The organism is Verrucomicrobiia bacterium, from assembly GCA_035765895.1.
Classification (GTDB): domain Bacteria; phylum Verrucomicrobiota; class Verrucomicrobiia; order Limisphaerales; family DSYF01; genus DSYF01.
Genome location: DASTWL010000039.1, coordinates 112,761 through 135,260 on the forward strand (window position 1 = coordinate 112,761; position 22,500 = coordinate 135,260).

Consider the following 22,500-nt stretch of genomic DNA (forward strand, 5'->3'; position numbering starts at 1 on the left):
CCGGACAGCCTGACCAATCACGCTTCCAGCTCAGTCAATTTGCTGGCGGCGGCTTCCCATTCGGAATTGAGGCGTAGCAACTCTTCCTCATTATGGCTCATCTCGCGATTGAGCTGCGTGGCGGAACCGCCTTTCTCGTAGGTCTCGGGCTTTTCCAACTCGGCGGTGATTTCAGCCTGACGTTTCTCCAGCTCCTGAATCTGCTTCTCCAAGTGGTGAACAATCTGTTGCTGGGCTTTGCGCTCGCGGGAACGGGCGTTGCGTTGCTCGGCTTCGAGACGCTTTTGGGCTTTGCGATCCAGCGCGGGTTCGGAGGCGGGCCGAACTTCACGAGCACTGCTGGTCGTCCGCGAAGGCGATGCTCCAGCGGTCAGTGCAACGCGGGCGTCCGTGGCCGCCGTCTTGTCGAGGTAGTATTGGTAACCACCGCCGTAATGAGTCAGCGTGCCGGCGTTCACATGGACGACGTGATTCGCGAGCTGCTTGATGAAATACACATCGTGGCTGATGAAGATGATCGTGCCGGTATATTCCTCCAGCGCACCGAGCAAGGCGTCCACGCTCGACAGATCGAGATGCGTGGTCGGCTCGTCAAGGAGCAGTAGGTTCGGTGGATCGAGCAGCAGCTTCACGAGCGCGAGGCGGCTTTTTTCGCCACCGCTCAACACGCTGACCTTCTTGAAGACATCATCGCCGCGGAACAGGAAGCAGCCGAGCACGCTGCGGACGAACGTCTCGGTGACACGTTGCGGCGTATCGAGCGCCTCTTCGAGCACGGTCAGATCGCCGCGCAGCGTATCGCCACGATATTGTGAGAAGTAACCCACCTTCACGTTGTAGCCCGGATCGCGTTCGCCCTGTTGCACGGGCAGCACGCCGGCGATGAGCTTCAGCAACGTGCTCTTGCCCGCGCCGTTCGGCCCGACGAACACGATGCGCTGGCCGCGTTCCGCCTGGAAATCCACGCCGCGATAAATCACGTTCTCACCGTAGGCGTGGTGAATGCCCTTCATTACTGCAACCTTCTGCCCGCTGCGCTCGGGCTGCGGGAAGCTGAAATCCACGGTCGCCTCGGGGCCGGTCGGCGCCTCGATTTTGTCCATGCGCTCAATCTGCTTCAACTTGGCCTGCGCCTGTGAGGCCTTGCTGTTCTTGGCGCGGAAGCGGTCGGCAAACTCCTGCAATCGCGCGATCTCACGCTGCTGGTTCTTGTAGGCGGCAAGCAGTTGCGCTTCGTTGGCTTCGCGTTGTTCGAGGAACGAATCGTAGTTGCCGCGGTAACGGAACAGGCGGCTCATGCGCAGCTCGACAATACTGTCCACGAGGAAGTTCAGGAACTCGCGATCATGCGAGATGACGAGGATCGCACCGGGATAATGGTAAAGGTATTCCTGAAACCAGAGGACGGTCTCGAGGTCGAGATGGTTCGTGGGCTCGTCGAGCATGAGCACGTCGGGCTCCCAGACGAGCAGGCGGGCGAGGTGCGCGCGCATCACCCAGCCGCCGCTGAGCTGGCGCGCGGGCCGGTCGAAATCCTTGTCGCGAAAGCCGAGGCCCTTGAGGATCTGCTTGGCCTTGGCTTCGAGCTGGAAGCCGCCAAGGTCGTTGAAGCGGCTGTGCACGTCGTCGTTCCAATCCACGTGGTCGTGGTGACCAGCTTCGATGGCGATGACCTGCTTGCGCAGGCGGACGTATTCCTCGGAGACGGCGGTGGCGAGTTCAATCACGGCCTCGTCGCCGACGGGCGCGCTTTCCTGCGGCAAATAGCCGATGCGCGTGTTGCGCTCGACGATGACCTTGCCCTCGTCGGCTTCCTCGCGCCCAAGGATGAGATTAAACAACGTGGTTTTGCCTGCGCCGTTCGGCCCGACGAGCCCCACGCGGTCGCCGCGCGTCAGCGTGAGCGTCGCCCCGGTGTAGAGCATCTTCTCGCCGTAGGATTTGGAGACTTCGGAAAGGGTGACCATCTTGGTTAAAGACGAGGATTGAGAATAGAGGCTGGAGAATGGCCCCAAGGTGCGGCCGATTTCCGTGTTTGAATGACCAACACAGGGCTGTTAGCCTGCCAAGGTGAGTCCGACAATTTTCCGGTATCGTAATTACCGGTTTTATTTCTTCTCACGCGAGGAGCCGCGTCTGCACGTGCATGTAATTTCGCCGGACGGCGAGGCCAAGTTCTGGTTGGAGCCGGCGATTGAGCTGGCCTTGAACAAGGGCCTTGGCTCGACCGAACTGAACGAGTTGCAGAAAATTGTTGAGGAACGGGAAAATGAAATCCGCGAACATTGGCAGCGCCACTTCGGGCGTTGAAGTGCTGAACGTCTCGCCGCACGGCTTCTGGCTGATGGTGGCTGACCGCGAGTATTTTCTCGGGCACGACGACTTCCCGTGGTTTCGCAAGGCCACGCTGGATCAGTTGTTCAACGTTGAACTGTCGCACGGCGATCATCTCTACTGGCCGGATCTCGATGTGGACTTGGACCTGGATCGCATCGTTCACCCGGAAAAATATCCATTGGTTGCTGGCACGGCTCGCTGACGCACTTCCATCATCACCCTCCGTCCGCCTTCCTCGCGTCAGGCTTCCGCCTCGGCTTCCTCCACCGCCTCGCGCATCAGCTTCTTGAACTTGTCGATGCCTTCGTCGAACGCGGCTGAGATGGGCAGAACGGGCGTCTTCTTGATCTTGCGTTTGAAGGCCTTCAGGTTCGCCTCGGCTTGCGGCTCGTCCATCTTGTTCGCCACGACGTAGCGCGGGCGTTCGAGCAGTCCGGGGTCGTAAAGCTCCAACTCGTCCAACAGCGACTTGTAATCGTCCCACGGCGCGCGGTTGTCGGTGCCCGCCATGTCGAGGAGGAGGATGAGAATCTTGCAGCGTTCGATATGACGCAGGAATTTGTGGCCGAGCCCGACGTTGTCGTGTGCGCCAGCGATGAGTCCGGGCACGTCGCAGACAGTAAGGCGCTTCCAGTCCTCGTATTCCACGATGCCAATTTGCGGCGTCAGCGTGGTGAAGGGATACGGCGCGATCTTCGGACGCGCTTTCGAAATGGCGGTCAGCAGCGTGGACTTGCCGGCGTTGGGATAACCGACGAGGCCGACTTCGGCAACGATGCGCAGTTCGAGCAGGTATTCACCTTCGTTGGTGCCAGATTCGCCGGGCTGGGCGAAACGCGGCGTCTGCCGACGCGCGGTGGCGAAGTTGCGGTTCCCCAAGCCGCCGCGCCCCCCTTTGCAAAGCGTGAAACGCTGGCCGTGTTGCGTGAGGTCGCAGACGAGTTCGCCCTTTTCGAGGCTGAAGGACTCGGTGGCATCTTCTTCCGCGGACAAGTCCACTTCCATCGCCCGCTCATCGCCTGACGTGCGAATGATGGGGCGATGACCGGTGCTGATTTTCAGCCCGGAGCTTTTTGGGGTGTCGGCTTCTGATCCCGCTTCCGCCATCGGGGCACTCGGCAGTCTCCACACCAGCGTGCCGCAGGGAACTTTGATGACGAGATCCTTGCCCGCCTTGCCATCCATGCCTTTGCCCATGCCTGCCTGCCCCTCCTGCGCGACGAGGCGCGGTTGATAGTATTGGGCGATGAGGTTGTTCAGATCATGGTCGGCTTCAAGGATGACATCGCCACCGCGGCCGCCATTGCCGCCACTCGGGCCGCCCTTGGTGATGTAGGCTTCGCGATGGAACGCAACACAGCCCTTGCCGCCGTGGCCGGCGCGGGCATAGACCTTGATTTCATCAATGAACATGGCGGGCGAAGTTTGAAACGTCAGGCAACGGCCTCAAATAAAAAACGGCGAGGCCGAAACCTCGCCGTGTTGCGGAAAATTGGGCTTAATTCGCGGCGGCGGCGGCGAGCGGCGCGATGTTGACGCGGCGGCTTTCCTGGTCGAAGAAGACCTTGCCATCCACAAGGGCGAACAGGGTCCAGTCGCGGCCCGTGCCGACGTTCTGGCCGGCCACGAACTTGGCGCCGCGCTGACGGACAATGATGCTGCCCGCGCTGACGACCTGGCCGCCATAGCGCTTCACGCCCAGACGCTTGCTGTGACTGTCGCGCCCGTTGTGTGTGCTGCCTTGACCTTTTTTATGTGCCATAAAATTTACGCGTTGATGTTGGTGATCTTCACCACGGTCAGCTCCTGGCGGTGACCGATGGTTTTATGATAGCCCTTGCGGCGCTTCATTTTGAAGGTGACAACCTTGTCGCCACGCTTGTGGGCAACGACATCCGCCACGACCGTGGCACCGGTCACCGTGGGCGCACCCACGGACACCTTGCCGTCGTTGTTCACAAGCAACACGCGGTCGAACGTAACCGGCTTGCCGGCCTCGATTTCAAGGCGTTCGATTTCCAGCGTATCGCCGTTGGTAACGCGATACTGCTTCCCACCAGTTTCTAAAACAGCATACATAGCTCTATCCCGCAAAGGGGCACAGATAACACCAAAACGGTCCCGGCAAGTCAATGCCAGTTTTTGGGGCGTTTTGGGCCGGTTTCCGCGGCGGCCTCCCGCCAACGGCCTGGTGGAGCCGTGAATCCGCGATTTTCCGATTTGCCGGGGCGGCCCCATCGCGCCGTCTAAGCCCGCGGATGAAATCGCCGGTGCACCTCGCGCAGGCGGTTTCCGCTAACGTGAGTGTAAATCTGCGTCGTGCTGATCGTGGCGTGCCCGAGCATTTCTTGAATCACACGCAAGTCCGCGCCGTGTTCGAGCAAATGCGTCGCGAAACTGTGCCGCAGCATGTGCGGCGTGACGTTGCGGGCCACGCCGGAGCGCCGGACGCGGTCCTTGATGCGCTTCCAGAGCGTAACGGCGGCGAAGGGTGAACCGCGCTGCGTAAGGAAGACATTGGCAGGCGAACGGGCCGTCACCAGCTTCGGCCGGCCGGCGGCCAAATAGCGATGCAACGCGGCCACGGCGGTTTGACCCACCGGCACCACGCGTTCCTTGTTCCCCTTGCCAATGACGCTGATGAAGCCGGCCTCCAGGTGCAATTGCTCCAGCCGCAAACCGCGCAACTCGGCCAGCCGCAGGCCTGACGCATACGCCAGTTCGAGCACCGCCTGATCGCACAACGTAGCCGGCGTCTCGGGCGATTCGGGCTGCAAAAGCCGGTTGATCTCGGCGTCCGTCAGCGCCTTGGGAAGCCGTTTCCAGCGGCGGGGGAGCGCAAGATTCTCGGCGGCATTCAACGGCAACAGCTTTTCGTTTTCGGCAAAGCGGTAAAACGCCCGGAGCGCCGCAATTTCCAGGTAAACGCTTTCACTGCTGAGGCGCTGCGTGGATTCCTTGGGTTCGCCGGCCAGCGGGCGCGCGCGCTCGTGTTGCAAAAACGCTGTGAGATGCTTCAACTCGACCTGACGCCAGTCCGTCAGCCCTTGCGTTTCCGCCCAGGCCACGAATTTGCCCAGCAACGCCGCGTAAGTGCGCTGCGTGTGCTCCGCCTGCCCGCGTTCATGGCGCAGATAAACCAGGAAATCTTCGACGAGAGCCTGCACGGCAGGCAGCGTAATCGGCCAGCCCGAAAAATCACGCCAATGGTGAGATTCCTCCGATTGGACTCGCCCACCGGTAAAGGCAATGTTCCCGCTGTCCGCGCGCAGCCGCCCGGGCCGACGTTCGCGGATTTGCCGTGGACGCCGACGCCTCCGCCTCGCACATTGCGCCCATGTTTGAACTGAAGCCGCCAGACTTGGCGGACAAGACGGCCGCCTACGCCGCTATGGAAAAGCAACTGCGCGCCTTGCTGGCGGTTGAAAGGGACTTCATCGCCAATGCGGCCAACACGGCCGCGCTGTTGTGGCATTCGCTCCCCGACCTGAACTGGGCCGGCTTTTATCGTCTCGCCGGCAACGGACTGGTGCTGGGACCGTTTCAAGGCAAACCGGCCTGCGTGCGCATCGCACCCGGCAAGGGCGTATGCGGCACAGCCGCCGCCACCCGCCAAACCGTGCGCGTGCCGGACGTCAGCCAGTTCCCCGGCCACATTGCGTGCGATGCGGCTTCGCGTTCGGAAATTGTCGTGCCGCTGGTGAAAAACGGGCAGTTGCTCGGCGTGCTCGATCTGGACAGCCCAAAGCTCAACCGTTTCGACGCCGCGGATCAGGCGGGTTTGGAAACACTGGCGCAGGTGCTGGTGGGGGCTTCGAACTGGCAGCGCGAGTAATGACGTCTCGTCACAGCTTTTTGCCGGTCAACCGCTCGTAGGCTTCGAAATATTTGGCCGCCGTCTTGGCGACCACCTCCGGCGGTAACACCGGTCCGGGCGGGGTTTTGTTCCAGTCCAATGTCTCCAGGTAGTCGCGGACAAACTGCTTGTCAAAGCTCGGCTGGCTGCGGCCGGGCGTGTATTGGTCGGCGGGCCAGAAGCGCGAGGAATCCGGCGTCATGACTTCATCAATCAGAATCAACTTCCCGTCGCACACGCCAAATTCAAATTTCGTATCGGCGATGATGATGCCGCGTTCCCGCGCGTAATCACGACCCGCACGGTAAACCTTCAAACTCAGGTCGCGCGCCTGCACAGCCAGATCTGGCCCCACGATTTCCTGCGCGCGGGCAAACGAAATGTTCTCGTCGTGGCCTGCTTCAGCCTTGGTGGACGGGGTGAAAATCGGCTCCGGCAGTTCGGCGGATTCGGTCAAGCCGGCGGGCAATTGGATGCCGCAAACCGTTTGCGACTTCTGATATTCCTTCCAGCCCGAGCCGCTGAGATAACCGCGCACGATGCATTCGATGGCCAGGGGTTTGGCCTTTTTTACGATCATGCACCGCCGGGCAAGCTGGGCGGCGAAGGGCTGTAAATTCGCGGGCAACGGATCGTCCGGCCCGGCCAGGAGGTGGTTCGGCACAAGCGCGGCGAACTTCGCGAACCAGAAGTGGGAAATCTGCGTCAGCACCTCGCCCTTGCGCGGGATGCCGTTGGGCATGATGACGTCGAACGCGGAGATGCGGTCGCTCGCAACGAGCAGGAAGGCGTGGCCGAGGTCAAAAATCTCGCGCACCTTGCCGCTTTTGAGCTTTTTGACGCCGGGCAAATCGAGTTGGAGCAACGGCTGAACACTCATGGCGCTGGCCAAGATGGCGAGGGACGCCGAAAGTTCAAGGCAAACGCGCCGGGGCCGGCCCGGCCGGAATCCTGCTAACGGTTTGCAATGAGCCCGCAGTCGAGTAACCTCTGCGGACCAAAACCAGATGCGACAGTTTGCCACCATTGCCCGGAACGCCTTCATGGAACTCATCCGGCAGCCCGTGTTCTTGCTGCTCATGACGGCGTCGGTGGCGTTTATTCTGTTTCTGGCCACACCCTACTACTTTGCCTTTGGCGACGAGCCCAAACTGGTGAAGAACAGCACGCTGGCGGTGATGCTGCTGGCGGGGCTGTTCGGCGCGGTGGTGAGTGCTTCTGCCTCATTGGCGCGTGAAATTCGCGCCGGCACCGCGCTCGCTGTGCTGGCCAAACCGGTCGGCCGGGCGCAGTTCATCTTCGCCAAATTCATCGGGGTGGCCGTCGCGCTGGCCCTGCTCGCCTACGTCAATCTGCTGGGCTGTCTGCTGGCGAGCCGGATGGCGTTTGACGCCTACGGCTCGACGGACCTGTTTGCGCTCGGCGTGTTTGCCATGGCACTGGTGACGGCTTACGCACTGGGCGGCTTCAGCAACTTCTTCCTGCGCCGGCCCTTTGTTTCCGACGCGGTGCTGGGCGTCATTCTGATGGCGACGCTGGCGTTCGTCGTGATCAACTTTTTCAACCAGCACGGCAAGGCGCAGGAATTCGCGCACGGCGTGGATTGGAATGTGGTGCCGGCGGGCATCTTGATTTTGTTTGCCCTTTGGATTCTGGCCGCGCTGGCCATTGCCTGCTCGACCCGGCTGGACATGATTCCCACCCTGGCCATCTGCTCGGCCCTGTTTTTGCTGGGCCTGATGTCGGATTACCTGTTTGGCCGCGCCGCGGACAAGGGCCATTGGTGGGGCACGGTGCTTTACAGTGTGGTCCCGAATTGGCAACAGTTCTGGGTTGCCGACGCGTTGTCCACGGGCCGGAGCACGTTTCACTGGGGTTATGTGGCGAAGGCAGCGGGCTACATGGCCTGTTATGTCGGCGCGGCGCTGGCCGTCGCCACCGCCATGTTTGAGGACCGGGAACTAAGTTGAATTTGAAGCCATAAATCGCGCGAAATTGAACCGGTTTGGTCGATTTCGTGTCTTTTGTGGTTGAAACCAAAATGGAACGCAGCATTCAGAAAAACGGACTGGTGAACTGGCTGGCGCTGCTGGCCGGCGCCGTGACGACCTTTGCGCTGGCCCGAACCGGTCACGCGCTGGCCGGTCTGTTGACCGCGGGCTTCATGGCCATTGGCGCGCTCATCGCCATCGTGAGCTGGTTCCAGATGCGGCTGGAGGAGCGCGAGAGGGCCGAAAAGCTGGAATTTGACGAGCTGGCCCGGACCAAGGGCGGGTCCAGCCTGTTTGAAACGCAGGACGCCGGCAATTTTCCCGCCCAACAATCGCGGGAACAGTTTGAAAAGTGGTTCGTGCCGGCGTTCACCATCATCATCTTCCTCCTGCAAGCCGGCGGCGCCTGGCTCGCGTGGAAGTGGCTCGCCCTGCCAACCACACTCACCGGACTCAAGCAGCCGATGGTGACGCTGTCGTTGCTGGCGTTGTTCGCGTTAATCCTGTTCCTGCTGGGCAAATTCTCGGCCACGATTGCGCGGCTGGAAAACCACCGGCTGCTGCGCCCGGGCTCCAGCTACATGTTGCTCTGCGCCTATCTGGCCGCCGTCGGCGCGGGCGCGGTGGCCGGCGTGCAGGCCGGGGTGCCGAATCTCGATCTGGTGGTGGCGAAGGTGCTGGCCGTTCTGCTCGGCCTGACCGCCGTCGAGACGCTGCTCAATTTGATCCTCGAAATCTACCGGCCGCGCGTGAAGGGCAAGCTCACCCGGCCGGTTTACGAAAGCCGCCTCGTGGGGTTGCTGGCCCATCCGGAGGACGTTTTCACAACCGCCGCCCACACGTTTGATTACCAGTTTGGTTTCAAGGTTTCCGACACGTGGATCTTCAAGTTCTTCGAGCGTGCCCTGGGCTGGTTGCTGATCCTGCAATTCGCCGTGCTGCTTCTGTCCACGTGCGTCGTGTTCGTCGATCCGGGCGAACGCGCCTTGCTGGAACGCTGGGGCAAGCCGGTGGCCGGCCGCAGCGAACTCATGCCTGGCCTGCATTTCAAGTGGCCCTACCCGATTGACCGTGCCTACCGCTACCGGACCGAACAGGTGCAGGTGTTCACCATCGGTTCGCAGCCGGACCCGACCAAGACCAATTCACCGGTGATTTTGTGGAACTTGGCGCATTCCAAGGAGGAACTGCTGCTGGTCGGCAACAAGGACCGGGCTTCGGTGGACAGCGCCAATCAGGCCGCCGGCAAAACCACTCCGCCGGTCAGCCTGCTGACGGTCAGCTTCCCGGTCCACTACGTCATCAGCGACCTCAAGGCCTGGGTTTATCATCACAAGGATTCCGCGCAGTTGTTGCAGGACATCGCCACCCGGGAAGTTATCCGCTATCTGGCGGAGTCGGACATCACCGACGTGCTGGCGCGCAACCGGCTGGAATCCGCCGAGTTGCTCCGCCGGCGCATTCAGGCGGCCGTGGCCGCGGTCCAGCCGAGCCTCGGCGTCACCGTGAACTACATCGGCCTGCAGGACATTCATCCACCGGTCACCGTCGCCTCCGAGTTTCAAAAGGTCGTCGGTGCCGCGCAGGAAAAGCAGGCGAAGATTCTTGCCGCGCAGGCCGAGGCGATCCGAACGAATGCCATCGCCGGAGCAGATGCGTTCAAGGCCATTGCCGAGGCGGAAGCCGACCGCCAGCGGGCCGAGGTGAACGTCGGTGCCCGCGCCGCCCTGTTCACGAACCAGATTCCCGCCTACGAAGCCGCCCCGGCGGTTTACGCGCAGCGCGCCTATTTACAGACGTTCGCGAAGGCCACGGCCAACGCGCGGAAATACATTCTGGTCACCACCAACACGCAGGACGTGATCGTGTTCGACTTGCAGGACAAAATCAGCCGCGACCTGCTCGACGTGACCGTCCCCACCAAAAAGTAAATTGAATTCCCAGCTATGAGTCGCAATCCCGTCAGCATCACCATCGGTGTTATTCTGCTCTTCGTCTTCATCGTGCTGCTCTTTGTCTTCCAGGTGCGGCAATCGGAGGTCGCCATTGTGACGACCTTCGGCAAGCCCACTGGCGCACCGTGCCTGGCGGGACCGCACTTCCGCCTGCCCTGGCCGATCCAGAAGGTTTACAAGTTCGACCAGCGCGTGCAGTCCTACGAGAGCAAGGAGATCGAAGGCCTGACCAGCGACAGCATCAACCTGCTCGCCCAGGTTTACGTGGGCTGGCACATCACCGATCCCGAGGCGTTCTTCCCCAAGTTCGGCGGCGACTCGACCGCCGAAGCGGAGCAAAAGGTGCTGGAAGGCATGGTGCGCAGCGCCACCGCCGGCGTCGTCGGCAATCATCCCTTCAGCGATTTTGTTTCGGCCAGCGGCGGGGCCAAATTCCCCCAGATCGAAAACGAAATCCTCGCGAAGCTGCAAAGCCAGCTCACCACCAACAGTTACGGCCTGACCGTGGACTTCCTGGGCCTCAAGAAAATCGGCCTGCCCGAAAGCGTCACGCAATCCGTCTTCGACCGCATGAAGCGCGAACGCGAAGTGCTCTCCAGCGATTATGAATCGAAGGGCACTGCCGAGGCGGAGAAGATCCGCTCCAAGGCGGACAGCGACGCGGCCAAGACCCTGGCCAACGCCGAACGCGAGGCCCGCAGCATTCGCGCCGAGGGCGAAGCCTACGCCGCCCAGGTGCTGCCCACCTTCCAGAAGAATCCCGACCTCGCCGTTTTCCTGCTGCGCCTGGACGCCCTGGAACAATCCTTGAAGGAACGCTCCACGCTGATCTTTGACGCGAATACGCCGCCGTTCGACCTGTTCAACGGCGCCTCGACCAACCTCCTTAGCAAGTGAGCGCATGAGCCAGGACCACGATCACCCGCACGATCATTCGCACGAGCCCGAGGGCGGCCACCCGCACGACCACGGGCACGCGCATGCGCGTCCAGCCACGCCCACGAGCCGGCCAGCCGAACCGGAAATGCCCCTCGACCCGGGTGCACAGGCCTTGTCCGAAGCGCTCAAGAGCAGCTTCGGCATCGTCAAGATTGTCATGGTCCTGCTGGTGGGCGTCTTCCTGGTCTCCGGGTTCTTCGTCGTGAACCCGCAGGAGCGCGCCATCATTCTCCGCTTTGGCCGGCCCGTGGGCGAAGGTCAGAAGGCGCTGCTCGGGCCTGGACTGCACTTCGCCTTTCCGTATCCGGTGGACGAAGTGGTCAAGGTGCCGTTCACCGAGATCCAGCAGGTCACCTCCACCGTGGGCTGGTTCTTCGTCACACCCGAACAGGAACTCGCCGGCACCGAGCCGCCGCCGATGCCTTCGCTGAATCCCGCCGTGGATGGCTACGTGCTGACCGCAGATCAAAACATCATCCACTCCCGCGCGGTCCTGAATTATCGCATCGAGGACCCCATCACCTACGTGTTCAACTTTGCCGGCGCATCGAACGCCGTGCTCAACGCGTTGAACAACGCGCTCGTGCAGGCCGCTTCGGAGTTCAAGGTGGACGACATCCTTTCCCGCGACGTCTTTGGATACAAGGACACCGTGCGCCGTCACACCGTTGAGCTGCTGGCCCGGCAAAAAGTCGGCGTGGTGGTCGAGCAGCTCGAGGTTTCCAGCCGGCCGCCGTTGTATCTGAAGACGGATTTTGCCCGGGTGGCCGACGCCGCACAGAAGCGCGACGACCTGATCAGCGCGGCGCGCACCTACCAGAACCAGGTCATCAGCAAGGCCGACGCCGACGCCAGTTCGCTCACCAACACCGCGGAGTCCGACCGCACCTGGTATGTGGAAAGCCTGAAAGCCGAGGCCTCCCGGTTCAAAGACCTGCTGCCGCGCTACGAGGAAAACCCGCAACTGTTCGTGCAGGCCCGCCTCATGGAAACGCTGGGACGTGTGATGACAAACGTGCAGGACAAGATATACCTTTCCGAGGCCGCCAACGGCAAAACCCGCGAATTGCGCCTGCTGCTCAATCGCGAACCGCCGAAGATCAAGACCGAAAAGCCCTCGCCTTGAGCGGGCGCCAGTGTTCAACGTTTTAACGCCATGCAAGTCACATCGCTCCTCAGCCGGGAAGAGCACGGACATCATCACCATCACCATCATCACGATGGCGAAACGTGCGACGCCTGCGGCATCGAGCATTCGCACACGCAAATCCGCCTGCAACAGACGCTGATCGGCGTCGTGTTCGTGCTGAACGCCTTCATCGTGGACTGGCTGTTCGAGGGCGGCCACACCGTGGCCAGCGTCAGCGGCTTCATCGGCGCCATCATCCTGGGCCTGCCCATCATCATGACGGCGGTGAAAGACCTGCGGCTCGGGCTGCTCAGCATCAACGAACTCGTCGCCATTGCCGTGCTCGCGGCGTTTGCGAGCGGCGATTACAAGACCGCCGGCGTGGTGGCGTTCTTCATGTTGATGGGTGAAATCATTGAAACCCGCACGGCGGAAGGGGCGCGGCTGTCCATCGAGTCGCTCATCAAAATCACGCCCACCAAGGCGCGCCGGCTCAAGAAAGACGGCTCCGAGGAGGAAGTTCCCGCCAGCGAACTGGCCGTGGGCGATCTCATCCGCATCCGGCCCGGCGACAACGTCGCGGCGGACGGCGTGATTGCGGCGGGCGAAGGCTCGTTCAATCAGGCGACCATCACCGGTGAATCACTGCCTGTGGACAAACGCCCGGGCGATCAGGTGTTCGCGGGCACGCAGAACCTGACCGGCGTCCTGGAAATCAAGGTCAGCCGCGCCGGCACCGACACCACCATCGGCCGGGTGCGGGAACTGATTCTCGCCGCGGAAAAAACCAAGCTCCCGATCATGAAGATCGTGGACCAATACATGGGCTTCTACACGCCGCTGGTGCTGGTCATCGGCGCGCTGGTGTGGGCCTTCACCCGCGATCTCGAACGCGTCATCGCCGTGCTCGTCGTGGCCTGCCCGTGCGCGTTCATCCTCGCCACGCCAACGGCGATGGTGGCTGCCCTGTCCGCCGCGGCGCGTCTGGGCATTCTCATCAAGAACGTCGCGGACATCGAAGCCGCCGCCAAAATCAATGCCTTCATTTTCGACAAGACCGGCACCCTCACCACCGGCCAGCTGGCCGTCAGCCGGCTCGCCCCCGTGGACGGCGTGCAGCCCGCGGAATTACTGCGACTGGCGGCCACCGCGGAAAAATACAGCAATCACCCGACGGCCAAGGCGCTGGCCAACATCGCCGCCGATGTCGGGCTGACGCTCGCCGAACCCAAGAACTTCGCCGAAACCGCCGGGCGCGGCATCAAGGCCGGCGTGGACACGGCCGCCATTCTCGTGGGGCGCGCGCAATGGCTGAAGGACAACGGCGTGACGGAGGATTTCCTCAAGTCCGTGGACGTCAACGAAACCGAGGGTTACAGCCTCATCTTCGTGGCCCGGGACGGGAAGTTCATCGGCTGGGTCGGCATGCAGGACATGACGCGGGCCGAGGCGAAGGAATCGCTCGCCGGCCTGAAGGAAAGCGGCGTGCGCCGTGTGGCCATGATCTCTGGCGACCGCCAGCCGGTGGCCACGCGCGTCGCGGCGGAAATCGGCTGCGAAGAAGCCAAGGGCGATTGCCTGCCGCAGAACAAGGTCGAATTCGTGAAGGCAATGAAGGCCAAGGGCTACAAGGTGGCCGTGGTCGGCGACGGCGTGAACGACGCGCCCGCGCTGGCCGCGGGCGACATCGGCATCGCGATGGGCGCCGCCGGCAGCGAAGTGGCCATCCACAGTGCAACGATTGCGCTCATGAACAACGATCTGCGCCGCCTGCCGTTCCTGGTGCAGCTCTCGCGCAGCACGCGGGCCGTCATCAACCAGAACTTCCTCTTCGGCATCTTCTTCATCGTTGCCGGCCTGACGCTGGCGGCGCTGGGCTACGTGGGACCGATTGTGGCCGCCATTCTCCACAACACCGGTTCACTCATCGTCATTTTCAACAGCGCCCGCCTCGTGCGCAAAGGCGAGGAACTGGAGCATTACCATCCGCACACGGAAACGCCCGCGAGCAGCGGCGGTTCGCGCCCCGAAGCCACGGGACAATTGGAGCCGAAGGTGGCCTAAGGCGGTCGCCTTGCTGCCATATTTGAACTCAAGTAATTTGATGACATGAGTGCCATTGAAGTCATCGAGCAAATCAAGAAGCTGCCCCGCGAGGAGCAGCAGAAGGTGACTGCGTTCATTCATGCAGCGGAAGCCGCGGGCACAATCGCACAGCCTGCGGGAGATAAGGTGAGCGAGGAATTCAAACGGGTGGCGGATGAAGTGTTCAACACGAATGCCGAGTTGTTCCGCAAACTCGCTCAATAACCGTGGACGAGCCGAGGTTTTTAACGATTGCTGAAGTGCTGTATCTCCATGATGAATCGCTGAAGCGATTTGGCGGTTCGGCCGGGATTCGGGAAGCGGGTTTGGTCGGCTCGGCATTGGGCTCGGCGCAGAACGCATATTGGTATGGCCGCGGCAATCTGTATGACATCGCTGCCGCGTATGCCTTTCACTTGGCCCAAGCCCAGGCGTTTGTGGATGGAAATAAACGAACGGCTGTTGCAGCAGCGATTGCGTTTCTGAAAGTGAACGGGGCTGGCTTCCCGAAAGATGACGGGGCGCTTTACAGCGCGATGATCGACATCGCAAAGAAGACTTTGGACAAGCCCGGTTTGGCGGCAGTGATCCGCCGACTGGCAGAACAAAAGTGAGTTATGGCCGTCGCTGAATTGAATCCGCAATCCACATCCCGCAACCCGCAAGCGGGCGAGGTCGTCGTCTCCGTGCGCGGGTTGACGAAGGTCTTCAAGGATTTCTGGGGCCGGCCCAAGGCGCGCGCCGTGGACAACGTGGATTTCGAGGTGCGCCGCGGCGAGGTGTTCGGCCTGCTCGGACCCAACGGCTCCGGCAAATCCACCACCGTGAAGCTGCTCCTCGGCCTGCTCAATCCGACCAAAGGGCACATGGAAGTGTTCGGCCATTCGCCCAAGCATGTGCCGACCAAGTCGCGCATCGGCTATCTGCCCGAGGAAAGCTATCTTTACCGCTACCTCGATTCCCGCGAAACGCTCGACTTCTTCGGCAACCTCTTTCACCTGCCGCCCGGCGAACGCCAGAAGCGCACGGATCAGTTGCTCGAAATGGTCGGCCTGAACCTGACGCAGACCCGCGCCGTGGGTGAATTCTCGAAGGGCATGCAGCGCCGCATCGGCCTCGCGCAGGCGCTCATCAACGACCCCGACCTCGTCATCCTCGACGAACCGACTGCCGGCCTCGATCCCATCGGCTGCCGCGAGGTGAAGGATCTGATCATCGCCCTCGCGCGCCGCGGCAAGACGGTGATTCTCAGCAGCCACCTGCTTTCCGACGTCGAGGACGTGTGCGATCGCGTGGTGATTTACTACGGCGGCAAGGTGCAGGCGCTGGGGACGCTGAAGGAACTGCTCGCCACGCCGGACGTGGTGCGCATCACGACGCCCGTATTGCCGCGCGAAACGATGGAACGCGTGCTGGAAGTCATCCGCAAGGACGTGGACGCCGGCAAAGTCCGTGTGGACAATCCGACGCAGAATCTCGAGAGCTACTTCCTCGACGTGGTGAACAAGGCCCGCGCCTCGGCGGAAACCTCCGGCGCGCAATCCGGCGCCCGCGTCGCGGAATACCTCCGTGCCGGCGGCGAAGCGAAGCCCGCGACCGACAAATTGCTGGAGCGTCTCACGCTGCCCGCCGCTGCGCCCAAACCGGCGGCAGCCGAGCCGGCGCCCACCGCACGGGCCATTTCCGTGGAAAAACTGGCCGAACTCACTCAGGCCAAGCCAACGCCGCCCGCACCATCGTCCGACGCGCCCCAGCCCGGGGCCAAACCCGCGGCCACGCCGGAAGAGCTGAGCAAGGCAAACGAAAAGTTGTCGTCGCTGCTGGGCGGGAAGAAGAACTGATTTTCAGCCACAGTTGAAACACGGATGAAACACCGATTTCCATTCTCGCCCTTCGCGACGATTTACGGGTTCCGTGATCAATCCGGTCCATCTGTGGTTAATTTTTTGAACTGATGCAGCGCATTCTCGCCATCGCCTGGCTCACGTGGAAAGCCGCCTTCCGATTCCGGCTGTTCATCGTGGTGACGGTGTTGCTGCTGGGGGCCGTGGTGGGTCTGCCGTGGATGTTGCATGATCCGCATTTCACCGCGCAGGAGTTCACCCAGGTCCAGCTGACCTACACCTTGAGCGCCGTGACCGCGTTGCTGGGGCTGGCCACGCTCTGGCTGGCCTGCGGCACGCTGGCCCGGGACATCGAGGAATGCCAGATCCAGGTGGTGGTCACCAAACCGATTGCCCGCTGGCAAATCTGGCTGGGCAAATGGCTCGGGCTCGTGTCGCTCGATGCCGCGCTGCTGGCCATCGCGGGCGCCTGCATTTACGGGCAATTGCTCTACCAGTCGCACAGCCTGGCGCCCAAGCAGCAGGAAACCCTGCGCAACGAGGTGCTCGTCGCCCGCGGCGCCGCGCGGGAAAAAAGCTTCGATACCGAGATCGAGGCGGAGACGGACAAGGCGCTGCAGGAACGCCTCGCCAAGAACCCCGTGACCAAGGCCGACCTCGCCGAGGTGCGGCGGCAGATTCGTGAGAAAATCAAGGCCCAGATTCAAGTCGTGCCGCCGGGCACGTATCGCACGTGGGAAATCGACCTCGGCTTTGCGCGGCATTCGCTGAAGGGCCAGCCGCTGTTTCTGCGGGTGAAGTTCAACGCGGCCGAGAAGAGCCCGAGCGGCACCTTCACCGGTCTCTGGCAGGTGGGCGTGCCGGACAAAACCAAGCTCTGGACGAGCGGGCCGATGAGCCTGGCGCCGGACACGTTTCACGAAATCCAGATCGACCCGGATTTGTTCGACGCCAACGGCGTGCTGACCATCTCCTTTGCCAACCTGAACAACACCACGCTGATTTTCCCGCTCGAGGACGGCATGGAGGTGCTGTATCGCGAAGGCGGTTTCGGGCTGAACTTCATCCGCGGCCTCGGCATCATTTTCTGCTGGATGACGCTGTTCGCCACCCTGGGGTTGTCGGCGGCCAGTTTTCTTTCCTTCCCGGTGGCGGCGTTTGCGTCGCTGGCCGCGCTGACGCTCACCCTTTCAACAGGCACGCTGGCGTCCGTGGTGGAACAGGGCACTGTGATGGGCGCCAACGAGGAAACCGGCGCCGTGGGCCACTCGGCGATCGACGCCGTGGCGGTCCCGCTGTTTCGCGGCATCCTGAATCTGATCAATCTCGCCAAGGACTTCTCGCCGGTAGACGCGCTGAGCACGGGCCGGAGCATTCCGTGGCCCCTGCTCGGGCAGGCCTTCGGCCAGATCGTGCTGTTGCTGGGCGGCGTGCTGGCCGTGTTCGGCATCTGGACCTTCAGCCGGCGGGAACTGGCCACCGCCCAGGGAACGCAGTGAGCTCATGTCATCGCGCCTCAAAAAAATTCTCCTCGTCGTGCTCGCCCTCGCCCTCCTGGCCGCGGGCGGGTTCACGCAACGCTCGTTGAACCTGGACCGCAAGGAGCTTGGCCTCACGCGGCTGGATCAGCCGCTGGAGAACATGCCGCCCGTGCTGGCCTTCACCACGGTGGCCCTGGGTGGCTTTCGCGGATTGATTTCCAACATCCTGTGGATTCGCGCCAACGAGCTGCAGGACCAGGACAAGTTTTTCGAGATGTCGCAACTGGCCGAATGGATCACCAAGCTCGAACCGCATTTCACCCAGGTCTGGCTCGTGCAGGCCTGGAACATGGCCTACAACATCTCGGTCAAGTTCAAGGAAAACGCCCCCGGCGATTACACCGACCGCTGGCGCTGGGTGCAACGCGGCATCGAGCTCCTCCGCGACGAGGGGCTGAAATACAACCCGAACGACCTCCTCATCTACCGCGAGCTCGCGTGGTTCTTTCAGCACAAAATCGGCGCCAATCTCGACGACGGCCACATGTTCTACAAACAACAGTGGGTGCTCGAGACCTCGAAGGTCTTCGGCTCCACCAACGTCGTCAGCCTCGAAGCCCTTGCCCATCCCACTACGCCTGATCTCCGCCAGCGCGCCGAATTGATGCAGACCAAGCTCGGCATGGACCCGAAGACCGTGCTGGAGGTGGACAAGGAATACGGCCCGCTCGACTGGCGCATGCCGGAGACCTACGCCATTTACTGGGCGCACGTCGGCCTCATGCGCGCCAAGGAATTTCCCGACCGCGTCAAACAGGAAGACGTCATGACGCTGCGCCGCGTCATCTACCAGTGCATGCAGCTCGCCTTCCAACGCGGCCGCCTGGTGCCGAACTACTTCACCAAGACCTTTGAATACGCCCCGAACCTCGCCTTGATCCCGAAGGTCAACGCCGCCTACGAGGAGCAGATGAAGGAACAGCCGGACATGCGGGCCAACATCGCCACCGGCCACCGCAACTTCCTCCGCGACGCGATTTACTTCCTCTACATCCATAACCGCGTGGCCGACGCCGCCAGGTGGTTCAAGTATCTCGGCGAAAAATATCCCGACAAAACCATCATCGACAGCGACCCCAATTCCTTCCCGCGGAATGTCACGCTCGACGAATACTGCGTCGCCAAGCTCCAGGAAGCCATCGGCGAGACCGACCAGAAGGGCATGAAGAACGTGCTCGAAGGCCTCGTCACGCAATCCTACCTCAGCACAATCATGGACGACGACGACCGCGCCGCCGGCTTCATGCTCCTCGCCCGCAAGGCCCACGATGTTTACGAGTCCAAAGTCACGGCGCGCAACGGCGCCATCAACATGCCTCCGCTGGCTGACATTCAACGGGATGTCCTGCACCGCATGCTCGACCCCGAACAGGGCCTGCCGGACGACATGGCCGCGCACCTTGCCACCAAGCTCGGTGTGCCCCTGCCGCCGCGCGTGGCCAAACCCGCCCCTTCGGCCAATTCTGGCACCACCAACGCGCCCGCTGCGCCGCGCATTGACTGATCCAGCCGTTCTGCGCACTGACAAAGTGACTTTGTTTGTCAACGAAGTGGCTTTGTCAGCGGACAAAACGATTTTTCGCACTGACAGAGCGGCTTTGTTGCCCCACAGAGCGGCTTTGTTGCCCAACAGAATGATTTTGTTGACTGAAAAAGTGACTTTGTCGGCCGACAAAATGACTTCGTCAGCGCACAAAACGGTTTTGTCAGTGGAAAAAATGGGCTCTTCGACAAACAAAGCCGCCAAGTCCGCAGGCCAAGTCACAGGTTGAGGCGCCAAAGCGGCTTTTCCCCCCGAAAAGCGCATCTAGTCAGGCGGCGCGACGGGGTTCCGCCGGTTCCGCCCGGCCGATTTTGAGTCGCCCGGCCGATGTTCCCGGCTCATATTGGCGCCCGCTGTGATTGGCCCTGTTGAAGTGCAACCCGCCGGCCCCGACCTGATTGCCCAGGTCGAATCCATCTTTTCCCCAGACGGCCTGCTGTCCCGCGCCCGGAACTTCGAGTTCCGGCCCCAACAGCAGGAGATGGCGGTCGCCGTGGCCCGCGCGTTGCAAAATGGCGAACACCTCGCCGTGGAGGCCGGCACGGGCGTTGGCAAGTCGCTCGCCTACCTGATTCCGGCGATTCTGTTCGCGGTGCAGCATAGCAAGAAGGCCGTCATTTCGACCCACACCATCAACCTGCAGGAGCAGCTCACGCAAAAGGACCTGCCGATGCTGGCGGCGGTGCTGCCGGTGAAGTTCAGCTTCACGATGCTGAAGGGCCGCGGCAATTACCTGTGCACCCGGCGCCTGCACAAGGCGATGCACAGCGCAGACCAGCTTTTCACCGGCCCGGAACAGGAGGAGCTCAAGCGCATCTGGGAATGGGCGCACACGACCGAGGACGGCAGCCTGTCGGACTTTGAAGTGGAGCCGGACCCGAAGGTGTGGGCGCAGGTGTGTTCGGAACGCGGCCTGTGCTCGCCCAAGGTGTGCGGGTATCCGAGCGACTTCGCCAAGGACCACGGCGTCTGCTTTTTTCAACGCGCGCGGAACCGCATCCTGTCGGCCGACGTGCTGGTGTTGAATCACACGTTGTTCTTCACCCTGCTCGGCGGACTGGAGGAGGAATCCGAGGGCGGCATCCTGTTCAAAAACGATTTCGTAGTCTTCGACGAGGCGCACACGATGGAAAGCGTGGCCTCGCGCCACATCGGGTTGAGCGTTTCGAGCGGACAGGTGCGGTATTCCTTGAACCGCCTGTGGAATCCGCGCACGGAGAAGGGCCTGCTGGCCACGTTGCGCAAGGGCAGCGCCGTCAAGCTGGTGGCGGATTTACTGAAGGAGACGGACGCATTTTTCGCCCAGGTGGAAACGGTTTGCGAGGATTTGAACGAGTCCGCCCGCAAACCCTTCGGCGGCGAACGGCGGCGGGACTGGACGGAGCTGCGCATCCGCCGCGCGGACCTGGTGCCGGACAACGTCACGCTGCCGCTCCAGCGCCTGCGCGAGGCGGTGAGCGATTTGATCAAATCCAGCGAGGACAGCGACATGGGAAGCGAGCTGCTGGAATGCAACCGGCGGCTCGGCGAATTGCGGGTGGAAATCGCCGAGTTCCTCAGCCAGACCGTCGAGGATCATGTCTATTGGGTCGAGCGCGGCGGCAAGGCGCACCGGGCGATTTCGCTGAACGCGGCGCCGGTCGAGGTGGCGGAGTTTCTCCGGCGACGCCTGTTCAACAGCGACACCAGCGTGATTATGACGAGCGCCACGCTGGGCATGCGCAGCGCGGAACGCGAAATAAGGAAGGAAGAAGCCGCCCCTGAGCGCCTGCCCAAATCCCGTTCCACGCCCCGCCCGCCGCCCTCTGCATTGGAATACTTCGTCCACCGCGTGGGTGCCGAACGGGCGGAACAGCTCCAGGTCGGCACGCCGTTCGACTACGAACGGCAGATGAAGATCTACGTCGCCAGCAAGATGCCCGACCCGCGCGAGGCCGCCTACGCCGGCGCCCTGCAAAAGTGGATCGAGCATTTCGTGAAGCAGACGCACGGCAAGGCCTTTGTGCTGTTTACGAGCTACAAGCTCATGCAGGAACTGGGCGAGCGGATGCAGCCGTTTTTCGACGAACTGGGCCTCGCGTGCTTTGTGCAGGGCACGGGCACGCCGCGCAGCACGATGCTGGAGAAATTCAAGGAGGACGTGGATTCGGTGCTGTTCGGCACCGACAGCTTCTGGCAGGGCGTGGACGTGCCCGGCGAGGCGCTGAGCAATGTCATCATCACGCGGCTGCCGTTCGCCGTGCCGGACCATCCGCTCATCGAGGCGCGGATCGAAGCCATTGAAGCGCGCGGCGGCAATTCGTTTGCCGAGTTTTCCCTGCCGGAGGCGGTGTTGAAGTTCCGCCAGGGGGTGGGCCGCCTCATTCGCACGCGACAGGATCAGGGCATCGTGGTGGTGCTGGACCCGCGCATCACCCAGAAGCAATACGGCCGCGCCTTTCTGGACGCCCTGCCCCGGTGCGCTGTGGAAATCATCTGACCTCGCGCGCGATGAACTTCCACGAAGCGCTCAAAATCGCCGGCGGCGGGCTCGCCCTGTTGATGTATGCGCCGCTGCTGGTCAGCGCGGTGCGCGATCGCGGCGCCGGACAAAGCTTCGCCATGTGGGCGCTGTGGGCCGTGCTGGACACGACCGTCACCATCGCGCTGGTGGAGCAGCATGGAAATTTCTGGCTGTCGGGCGGATTTGCGGCGGGGTCGATTGCGCTCACACTGCTGTTGCTGGCCTGCGGCCGGTTTGCCTGGGGCTGGTTGGAGACGGTGATTCTGCTGCTGGTGCTGGGTTGCCTGGCCGTCTGGAAGTTCAGCGGCCCGCGCGGCGCCACCATCGCCACGACGGTGGCCATCGTCATCGCCGGCCTGCCCGGCCTGCTGGAACTCTGGCGCCATCCACAACCGGCGTTGGCGCGCATTTGGGCCGGCTACACCGTGGCGAACCTGCTCGGGTTCTGGGGCGGCGCGGAATGGACGATTGAAGCGCGCTTCGCACCCGGCATTTTTGCCCTGCAAACACTTGTGCTGACACTCGTCGGCTTCCGTCGCCCGACTGGCCGCGCGGTCAGTGGTCGCCCCGGGATGTAATTCGGCCATCCGGGGGCGAAAATGTCCTTGCACGAGTCGGTGCCAGGACTAGGGTAGAAATGTCGGGACGGTCCGGCCCTCTGGCGAGGTTTGGTTCCGTCTCGAATCCTTCCGCGCGGAAGGGGCGGGTTTGGGGCGTTAACTAAACCGTGTGTAGCCTCAAGCCCGCTTGTTTTTTACCGGCGTGCGGCAAAGCCCC

Annotated in this window: 21 protein-coding genes; 15 read left to right on the forward strand and 6 right to left on the reverse strand. The window is 62.3% G+C overall.

Translation table 11 applies throughout. From position 1 onward, the window contains the following. Window positions 1-17 precede the first annotated feature (17 nt). Window positions 18-1,967 carry an ABC-F family ATP-binding cassette domain-containing protein gene (locus VFV96_08560; protein ID HEU5070449.1) on the reverse strand — a complete coding sequence of 650 codons (1,950 nt, stop codon included), beginning with the start codon at window positions 1,965-1,967 and terminating at the stop codon, window positions 18-20. 103 nt (window positions 1,968-2,070) lie between these two features. On the opposite strand from VFV96_08560, the gene VFV96_08565 reads away from it, so the two are divergent. Further along, on the forward strand, window positions 2,071-2,310 hold the full coding sequence (locus VFV96_08565; GenBank protein ID HEU5070450.1) for a DUF4160 domain-containing protein: 240 nt from the start codon (window positions 2,071-2,073) through the stop codon (window positions 2,308-2,310). Then, a complete protein-coding gene (locus tag VFV96_08570) occupies window positions 2,270-2,539 on the forward strand; it encodes a DUF2442 domain-containing protein (GenBank protein HEU5070451.1) in 270 nt (89 codons plus the stop codon). The genes VFV96_08565 and VFV96_08570 overlap by 41 nt, the downstream gene beginning before the upstream one ends. Before the next feature lie 38 nt (window positions 2,540-2,577). Here the strand turns inward: VFV96_08570 and obgE are convergent, their stop codons facing one another. The 4 genes from obgE to VFV96_08590 all read right to left on the reverse strand — a co-directional run bounded on the left by obgE (window position 2,578) and on the right by VFV96_08590 (window position 5,504). Further along, a complete protein-coding gene (gene obgE, locus VFV96_08575; GenBank protein ID HEU5070452.1) occupies window positions 2,578-3,750 on the reverse strand; it encodes a GTPase ObgE in 1,173 nt (390 codons plus the stop codon). 85 nt (window positions 3,751-3,835) lie between these two features. Beyond that, window positions 3,836-4,099 (reverse strand): 50S ribosomal protein L27, encoded by a 264-nt coding sequence (gene rpmA, locus VFV96_08580; GenBank protein HEU5070453.1) that lies wholly within the window; start codon window positions 4,097-4,099, stop codon window positions 3,836-3,838. Window positions 4,100-4,104: 5 nt separating this feature from the next. Further along, window positions 4,105-4,416 carry a 50S ribosomal protein L21 gene (rplU, locus tag VFV96_08585; GenBank protein ID HEU5070454.1) on the reverse strand — a complete coding sequence of 104 codons (312 nt, stop codon included), beginning with the start codon at window positions 4,414-4,416 and terminating at the stop codon, window positions 4,105-4,107. A 167-nt stretch (window positions 4,417-4,583) separates the two neighbouring features. Continuing rightward, window positions 4,584-5,504, reverse strand: coding sequence for a tyrosine recombinase (locus VFV96_08590; protein HEU5070455.1), 921 nt, complete (start codon window positions 5,502-5,504; stop codon window positions 4,584-4,586). Between the two features lie 170 nt (window positions 5,505-5,674). Here VFV96_08590 and VFV96_08595 point away from each other — a divergent pair, with 170 nt between their 5' ends. After that, window positions 5,675-6,172 carry a GAF domain-containing protein gene (locus VFV96_08595; protein ID HEU5070456.1) on the forward strand — a complete coding sequence of 166 codons (498 nt, stop codon included), beginning with the start codon at window positions 5,675-5,677 and terminating at the stop codon, window positions 6,170-6,172. A 10-nt stretch (window positions 6,173-6,182) separates the two neighbouring features. Here VFV96_08595 and VFV96_08600 read toward each other — a convergent pair whose 3' ends face one another. Next, complete coding sequence (locus tag VFV96_08600) at window positions 6,183-7,073, reverse strand: phosphoribosylaminoimidazolesuccinocarboxamide synthase (GenBank protein HEU5070457.1); 891 nt, start codon at window positions 7,071-7,073, stop codon at window positions 6,183-6,185. 127 nt (window positions 7,074-7,200) lie between these two features. Between VFV96_08600 and VFV96_08605 the strand changes: the two genes are divergently transcribed. The 12 genes from VFV96_08605 (at window position 7,201) to VFV96_08660 (ending at window position 22,301) form a co-directional block, all read left to right on the forward strand. Then, window positions 7,201-8,163 carry an ABC transporter permease gene (locus tag VFV96_08605; GenBank protein ID HEU5070458.1) on the forward strand — a complete coding sequence of 321 codons (963 nt, stop codon included), beginning with the start codon at window positions 7,201-7,203 and terminating at the stop codon, window positions 8,161-8,163. Window positions 8,164-8,219: 56 nt separating this feature from the next. Continuing rightward, on the forward strand, window positions 8,220-10,115 hold the full coding sequence (locus VFV96_08610; protein ID HEU5070459.1) for a protease modulator HflK: 1,896 nt from the start codon (window positions 8,220-8,222) through the stop codon (window positions 10,113-10,115). Between the two features lie 15 nt (window positions 10,116-10,130). Next, window positions 10,131-11,036, forward strand: coding sequence for a protease modulator HflC (locus VFV96_08615; protein HEU5070460.1), 906 nt, complete (start codon window positions 10,131-10,133; stop codon window positions 11,034-11,036). A 4-nt stretch (window positions 11,037-11,040) separates the two neighbouring features. Next, window positions 11,041-12,204, forward strand: coding sequence for a protease modulator HflK (locus VFV96_08620; GenBank protein ID HEU5070461.1), 1,164 nt, complete (start codon window positions 11,041-11,043; stop codon window positions 12,202-12,204). 30 nt (window positions 12,205-12,234) lie between these two features. Next, window positions 12,235-14,271: a cation-translocating P-type ATPase gene (locus VFV96_08625; protein ID HEU5070462.1), complete on the forward strand. Its 2,037-nt coding sequence runs from the start codon at window positions 12,235-12,237 to the stop codon at window positions 14,269-14,271. 45 nt (window positions 14,272-14,316) lie between these two features. Then, complete coding sequence (locus VFV96_08630) at window positions 14,317-14,517, forward strand: hypothetical protein (GenBank protein ID HEU5070463.1); 201 nt, start codon at window positions 14,317-14,319, stop codon at window positions 14,515-14,517. A gap of 2 nt (window positions 14,518-14,519) precedes the next feature. Further along, the gene (locus tag VFV96_08635) at window positions 14,520-14,906 is read left to right on the forward strand and encodes a type II toxin-antitoxin system death-on-curing family toxin (protein ID HEU5070464.1); all 387 of its coding nucleotides are present in this window, start codon (window positions 14,520-14,522) and stop codon (window positions 14,904-14,906) included. A 3-nt stretch (window positions 14,907-14,909) separates the two neighbouring features. Beyond that, window positions 14,910-16,133 carry an ABC transporter ATP-binding protein gene (locus VFV96_08640; protein ID HEU5070465.1) on the forward strand — a complete coding sequence of 408 codons (1,224 nt, stop codon included), beginning with the start codon at window positions 14,910-14,912 and terminating at the stop codon, window positions 16,131-16,133. A gap of 113 nt (window positions 16,134-16,246) precedes the next feature. After that, entirely contained in the window at window positions 16,247-17,635 is a 1,389-nt protein-coding gene (locus VFV96_08645; protein ID HEU5070466.1) for an ABC transporter permease subunit, read from the forward strand. Window positions 17,636-17,639: 4 nt separating this feature from the next. Then, entirely contained in the window at window positions 17,640-19,181 is a 1,542-nt protein-coding gene (locus VFV96_08650) for a hypothetical protein (GenBank protein ID HEU5070467.1), read from the forward strand. A 394-nt stretch (window positions 19,182-19,575) separates the two neighbouring features. After that, window positions 19,576-21,699, forward strand: a complete 2,124-nt coding sequence (locus VFV96_08655) for a helicase C-terminal domain-containing protein (protein HEU5070468.1) — start codon at window positions 19,576-19,578, stop codon at window positions 21,697-21,699. Between the two features lie 11 nt (window positions 21,700-21,710). Then, entirely contained in the window at window positions 21,711-22,301 is a 591-nt protein-coding gene (locus VFV96_08660) for a hypothetical protein (protein ID HEU5070469.1), read from the forward strand. Window positions 22,302-22,500 lie beyond the last annotated feature (199 nt).

What these genes read in the sequence shown, in the direction of transcription:
- VFV96_08560 (HEU5070449.1), bottom strand. Translation starts at nt 1,967, where the DNA reads ATGGTCACCCTTTCCGAAGTCTCCAAATCCTACGGCGAGAAGATGCTC.
- VFV96_08570 (HEU5070451.1), top strand. Translation starts at nt 2,270, where the DNA reads ATGAAATCCGCGAACATTGGCAGCGCCACTTCGGGCGTTGAAGTGCTG.
- obgE (HEU5070452.1), bottom strand. Translation starts at nt 3,750, where the DNA reads ATGTTCATTGATGAAATCAAGGTCTATGCCCGCGCCGGCCACGGCGGC.
- rpmA (HEU5070453.1), bottom strand. Translation starts at nt 4,099, where the DNA reads ATGGCACATAAAAAAGGTCAAGGCAGCACACACAACGGGCGCGACAGT.
- rplU (HEU5070454.1), bottom strand. Translation starts at nt 4,416, where the DNA reads ATGTATGCTGTTTTAGAAACTGGTGGGAAGCAGTATCGCGTTACCAAC.
- VFV96_08595 (HEU5070456.1), top strand. Translation starts at nt 5,675, where the DNA reads ATGTTTGAACTGAAGCCGCCAGACTTGGCGGACAAGACGGCCGCCTAC.
- VFV96_08600 (HEU5070457.1), bottom strand. Translation starts at nt 7,073, where the DNA reads ATGAGTGTTCAGCCGTTGCTCCAACTCGATTTGCCCGGCGTCAAAAAG.
- VFV96_08605 (HEU5070458.1), top strand. Translation starts at nt 7,201, where the DNA reads ATGCGACAGTTTGCCACCATTGCCCGGAACGCCTTCATGGAACTCATC.
- VFV96_08615 (HEU5070460.1), top strand. Translation starts at nt 10,131, where the DNA reads ATGAGTCGCAATCCCGTCAGCATCACCATCGGTGTTATTCTGCTCTTC.
- VFV96_08620 (HEU5070461.1), top strand. Translation starts at nt 11,041, where the DNA reads ATGAGCCAGGACCACGATCACCCGCACGATCATTCGCACGAGCCCGAG.
- VFV96_08625 (HEU5070462.1), top strand. Translation starts at nt 12,235, where the DNA reads ATGCAAGTCACATCGCTCCTCAGCCGGGAAGAGCACGGACATCATCAC.
- VFV96_08630 (HEU5070463.1), top strand. Translation starts at nt 14,317, where the DNA reads ATGAGTGCCATTGAAGTCATCGAGCAAATCAAGAAGCTGCCCCGCGAG.
- VFV96_08640 (HEU5070465.1), top strand. Translation starts at nt 14,910, where the DNA reads ATGGCCGTCGCTGAATTGAATCCGCAATCCACATCCCGCAACCCGCAA.
- VFV96_08645 (HEU5070466.1), top strand. Translation starts at nt 16,247, where the DNA reads ATGCAGCGCATTCTCGCCATCGCCTGGCTCACGTGGAAAGCCGCCTTC.
- VFV96_08650 (HEU5070467.1), top strand. Translation starts at nt 17,640, where the DNA reads ATGTCATCGCGCCTCAAAAAAATTCTCCTCGTCGTGCTCGCCCTCGCC.
- VFV96_08660 (HEU5070469.1), top strand. Translation starts at nt 21,711, where the DNA reads ATGAACTTCCACGAAGCGCTCAAAATCGCCGGCGGCGGGCTCGCCCTG.